Genomic DNA, 5058 nt, shown 5'->3' on the forward strand with positions numbered 1-5058 from the left:
GTCGCCCCGCCATACCCGACGACCCGGATACCATCGAAAAACCAATCCGAACCCGATCAAGCCAGGCCGCTACCGCCCTGCAAGATCGAGGCTAACGGCGCGAGTGAGCTCCCGCCATGCACTGCCGTTCCAACGGTGAAGACGAGAAAGAATGTGCCGATACCTTCGACCGCAAGCCTGCGCGCAATATTCGGAGCGGGCGCATCAACGGTCTCGACCGTAGTCGTCTCATCCGTGGCTGAGGTGGTCATGGTTCGATCTCCGTTTCGCAACTATCGGTTGTTGTCTTGGGCACTGCCCTCGCGTCTCGATGGGGAATCGGCAGATGTTCGCATCGAAACCGGTCATATCGTCTTCCTCGATCATGATCTGCCCACAGGGTCGACCCGTCGGGTCGGTGCGCCCGCTACTCATTGAAACGTATTGCCCGCCAGTATGGTTCGACTGCGGCCACCGTGTTGTCCGGCGAAGCGGTCATCGAGAAGAAACCCCGACCCGCCAAACCATCCCACCCCACCGATCCGGATTACCGGCGGCCCGGTCGTGGGTCACCACCAGTACACGGCCCGCGACCGGACCCAACCCGGTCCCAGGCCCCCAGCAAACCGGTGGTCCATACGCTGGCAGGCGACAATGCGAAGGGGGCGTGGGTCCGCACTCACGGTGGACGGCATCGGGACACGGCTGTCAAAAGGCCGGGCCCAGGGCGCCCGGCCTTCTACTTGCTTTCAGTGAGAAGTGCGAACAGATTCGCGCTATGCGCAGGTCTTGATGGACCACACGGGGCGCCAGTTACCGTGCGGAGTATAAGCATTGACATTTGCATAGCTCAGTATCTGATGGTTTTTTCCCAGAAAGGCCGCTCGTCTTCCGGTGGCGTTCGACCACGACCCGCCGCTGTGGGGAAAGTTGTCCGGAATGTCAACTGTCCCACAGCCGGATATATAGAAAGGCGGTACCCGGTCCGAACTTCCATAGTTGTCATACGGATAGGCGCAGAAGTAGCCCGATGGACAAGTGACCTTTCCGGGTCCACTGGAGGTTCCGCTAGGAGCTTGTCTCGATGCGGTAGCGGGTTGTGAGCTATCCGTCTCCGGCGATGAAGTGGCAGGACCCACGTCTGGTGTAGCAGACTCGACGCCGGGATTGCCGTCCGCTGGTGCCGCTGCTGTCGCGGGCATCGATACGAACAGGCCCAGGGCTACAACCGCTGTCGCGGATGCGGTCAAGACTTTACCGAGAATAGTGTGAGACATTGCTTTCTACTTTCGCTGACAGGCAGCGGTGCGGATGGCACCGTTTCCATGCCCTGCATCACTGCCCGCTGTTCGGATTACTTGATTGCGATCGCCGGTCTGCCCCCTGATGGCCGTGGCGGGGGCAGGATCTCCTCCTTCGACGGTTGGTTGGACAACCAGTGTCTGATTCCGCTGGCGTCCTCGAACCTGTTGGGCCGCTTCAACATCGGCGGTTCAGCATGCTTACCGGGACTGACAGCTGATCAAACCGGTTGTGCAACAACGCTGTTGTGAATCGACATCACGTTACGTCTCGTTGAGATCGTTGGCGATGTATCGAACTATGGTGTGCAGCATCATATTTGACTCGTGATTGGCGGTCCAGCGGTGTCCGCCTGGAGTGAGGTTGCCTCACTGGCCTCGCGTGATCGTTGGGGAAACATGGAATCGGCTGATCGATGCGGGTGAGAAGCAGGGAACACCAAGCGCAGGGGAGGCCGTCCGATGACGGTGGATGTGCTCGTCGATCGCGTGTGGGGTGAGCAGGCGCCGGTGCGGGCGCGAGAGGCAGTGCTCGGCTGCGTTTCCCGGCTCCGGCGCGCGCTGGGCGCAGCAGGGGTGCCGCTGTCCCGGCGAGCCGGCGGCTATGTGGTCGAGGCCAACCCGGACGCGGTGGGTCTGCACCGGTTCCGTCAGTTGACCACTGAAGCCCGTCGGGTCGACGACAATTCTCGAGCCGCCGACATGCTGGAGCAGGCGCTGCGACTATGGCGCGGCAAGCCGTTCACCGGGCTCGACAGCCTTTGGCTGGCCGAGGTCTGCAGGCAGTGGGAGGCAGAGCACGCCGCGGTCCAGGACGAGCGGGTCGACAGGATGCTGAGAGCAGGTCGGCACATCCAGTTGTCGGGTGTGCTGCCCGCTTGGGTTGTCGGACGTCCGTTGGATGAGCGATTGGTGGGGCAGTGGATGCTGGCGCTGCACCGGTCGGGCCGCCGGGCCGAGGCACTGCACGTCGCGGCACAGCGTTTGTGTCTGCTGTCGCGAGCCGTCGTGTGACCGGTTCGAAATCCGGTTGTGACAGCGCGAGTGGTGGCATGACACTGGGAGCATGCCGCTATCTGGTCGTGGCCGGTTGCCTCGATCGCACCCGCGATGGTGCCCGCTATTGGCTACCTGGTGCCGGGCAGGCCGCCGAAGCGTGCCATTGATATCGGCGCGCTGCCGACGCTCACCGTAAATCGGCACCCAAGATCCGTCGTCGCTTCGGCGAGAGCGTCGGCAAGGCTATTGCCCGCGTCGATCACTTCGGGCTCTGGCGAGTGTCGACGACAGCGCGTTCACCGGAGACTCGGTTGCCGCGGTGCGAGGACCGCACCGCGACATAGGGTGCGTTGACGGACAGGGGCTGGTGGCCTTCGTTTCCGTTCTGGGGTCAGTGTCGAATTGCCGAGCGTCGCGGGATAACTGCGATACCGGTCAGCACGAGCGTGCCTGCCAGACATAGCCAGGCGAAGATGTCACCGGTGAGTCGGTAGAGAGTGGTGGTGCCGTGGGTTGGGACGTCCACGATCCACGGGTCGTGATCGACGGTGGTGTCCTGTGTCGAGATGGGTTGTCCGTGATGGTTGTAGGCGGCCGACCAGCCGTTGAAGTCCTGCCGGACCAGCGAGTAGCCGTTCTCGATCGCGCGCAGGCTGGACATCTGGGTGTGCAACCGGCCGAACTGTGGCCAGTCGCCGCCCGGCACTAGCATGATGTCGGCATCGGCGTGCATCATGGCCGGGAAGTCTGCGTCGTAACAGATCACGCTCGCGATTCGACCGTATGGCGTGTCCACCTCGGGCACCTTTCCGTCTCCGGGGGTGTAGGTCTCCAGGCCCGGAATCGGATGGGCCTTTTCATAAGTCCACAACAGCGCGCCGTCCGGTCCGATGAAATGTGTCTCGTCACGGCCGTAGGGTGTGGTCGGTAGGTAGACGTTGACTGCGACGTCCAGATACACCTGCTCGTCTCGGGCGACGGCCTGCGCGGCGGCCAGGAGCGCCGGTTCCTGCGGGACCGAGATCCTGGCCGCGTTCTCTGACCAGAGAACGATTTTCGCGCCGGCTCGAGCGGCCTTCCGGGTGTCATCGAACAGGCCGTCGATGACCGCGTTCGATTCCAGCGGCACCGTGGCCGGGTCGAAGCGGGGTATGGCCATCGGGTCGAATCCGAGTTGGCCGAGTGCCTTCATTTCCGCGTTCAAGGCTGCCGTGCTCGGGTTGATACCGGCGATGCGTACGGTCTGGGCAGTAGATACCGGAAAGAATGCCAATCGTGCACTGCCGCCGACGATCACGACGCCGAGCACGGCCGCATAGACGGCGAGTACGCGGGCGGTGCGCCAGGACAGTGATCGCTCCCACCCGTAGTTCACGACGGTGGCGAGGGCGCCGATGAGGAACCCGATAGAGTACGGGCCGGTCAGTGAGATCACCTGCAGCAGAGCAGGGTTGGTGTATTGCGTGTCGGCGAGCAGGCCGTAGGCCGTGCCGAACGGACCGAAAACTCCCAGCAGGAACTCGCACGCGGCCAGCGCCATCGGGAACAAAAGCAGGCTTGCGACCGTGCCGAGCCGCGGCGCGAGCAGGCGGTCCATCAGGTAGGGCAGGGTGAGTACGGTGCCGAAGCTCAGCCCGCCCAGTGCGGTCATGCCCGTCAGCGGAACGGCAACGTGCCACAGGAAGAACATCGCGGCTCCAACGCTGACCAGCCAGACCAGGCCGATGCCGACGGCCGGCCGGCTGGTTCGCGAAAAACGCAGCAGCAGAATCGAGAAGGCCCATGCGGCCAACGGGATATCCCATCGGCCGTTGACCGCGAACAACGACAGGACTGCACCGGCGCCGAGCCACAGATAGCGCCACCGATCCGGCGGTTGCCCGACCCTCGGCGAAATGCTGGACGGCGCGTTGGTGTCAACGTCGAGGGTGTCGGATCGCAGTTTGCTTGTACCCGTGGTCATTCGAGATCTCCTGAGTCGAACACTTGGAGCGTCCAAGTGTTTGCAGTCTCTCATGCCGATACTTGGAGTTGTCAAGTGTTTGAGTATCCAACTATTGTGGGGTTGTGGCAGAGCATGCGGACGCGGAAGAATCGCTGGTCTATGACGTGCTGGACCTGGTTTTCGCCGTGGCCGAGCAAACCAATGCGCTACTCGCTGACACCGTCGGTGACTTGGGGCTGACCGCTGTCATGGCCAACACCCTGTGGAAGATCGAGCCGTCCGCTACCCCGTCGATGCGGCAACTCGCCGCCGACCTGGGCTGCGACCCGTCCACCGTGACGTTCCTCGCCGACCGCCTCCAGGACAAGGGCCTGATCACCCGAGAGATCGATCCGGCGAACCGACGGGCCAAGATCGTGACCCTCACCGAGCGCGGCCTCGAAGTACGGCGACAACTCGCAACGGCAATGCACACCCGGTCACCCATCGCCCAACTCAGCCCGACAGAGCAGCGCCAACTCAGCCGACTACTGACCAAGGCCGCACGAGCGAAACCGGCGCAGACCGAAGCCGCCACAGATACGAACTGACGCACCATCGCCATGGACAGCGATGTCGAGCAATTCAGGACAACCGCACATCGGAATTACCGTGGTCAGCCGCGCCGAATGCTATGTCGGCCAACCGATCTGGTGCGGGGACCGGATCGGCAGGCCGAACGCCCGCATTTTTGAGCGACCTAGTACTCCAGCCGGACTTCGTTGGTGACGGCAGCGCTGGTGGACGGGGCTGCTGGTAGCAGGGCGGCCACCGCGTGATCATGTCGTGTTTGTG

Annotated in this window: 4 protein-coding genes; 2 read left to right on the forward strand and 2 right to left on the reverse strand. The window is 63.1% G+C overall.

Annotated elements, in window-relative coordinates; genetic code table 11:
- Positions 1 to 56: 56 nt before the first annotated feature.
- Positions 57 to 251 (reverse strand): hypothetical protein, encoded by a 195-nt coding sequence (locus ACIA76_RS43570; protein WP_397161438.1) that lies wholly within the window; start codon positions 249 to 251, stop codon positions 57 to 59.
- Positions 252 to 1742: 1491 nt separating this feature from the next.
- On the opposite strand from ACIA76_RS43570, the gene ACIA76_RS43575 reads away from it, so the two are divergent.
- The gene (locus tag ACIA76_RS43575) at positions 1743 to 2294 is read left to right on the forward strand and encodes a BTAD domain-containing putative transcriptional regulator (protein WP_397161440.1); all 552 of its coding nucleotides are present in this window, start codon (positions 1743 to 1745) and stop codon (positions 2292 to 2294) included.
- A gap of 376 nt (positions 2295 to 2670) precedes the next feature.
- On the opposite strand, the gene ACIA76_RS43580 is transcribed toward ACIA76_RS43575, so the two are convergent.
- On the reverse strand, positions 2671 to 4242 hold the full coding sequence (locus tag ACIA76_RS43580; protein ID WP_397161442.1) for a nitrilase-related carbon-nitrogen hydrolase: 1572 nt from the start codon (positions 4240 to 4242) through the stop codon (positions 2671 to 2673).
- A gap of 104 nt (positions 4243 to 4346) precedes the next feature.
- On the opposite strand from ACIA76_RS43580, the gene ACIA76_RS43585 reads away from it, so the two are divergent.
- Positions 4347 to 4814 carry a MarR family winged helix-turn-helix transcriptional regulator gene (locus tag ACIA76_RS43585; protein WP_397161444.1) on the forward strand — a complete coding sequence of 156 codons (468 nt, stop codon included), beginning with the start codon at positions 4347 to 4349 and terminating at the stop codon, positions 4812 to 4814.
- Positions 4815 to 5058: the final 244 nt, after the last annotated feature.

The sequence above is a fragment of the Nocardia sp. NPDC051570 genome (assembly GCF_044454005.1).
Classification (GTDB): Bacteria; Actinomycetota; Actinomycetes; order Mycobacteriales; family Mycobacteriaceae; genus Nocardia.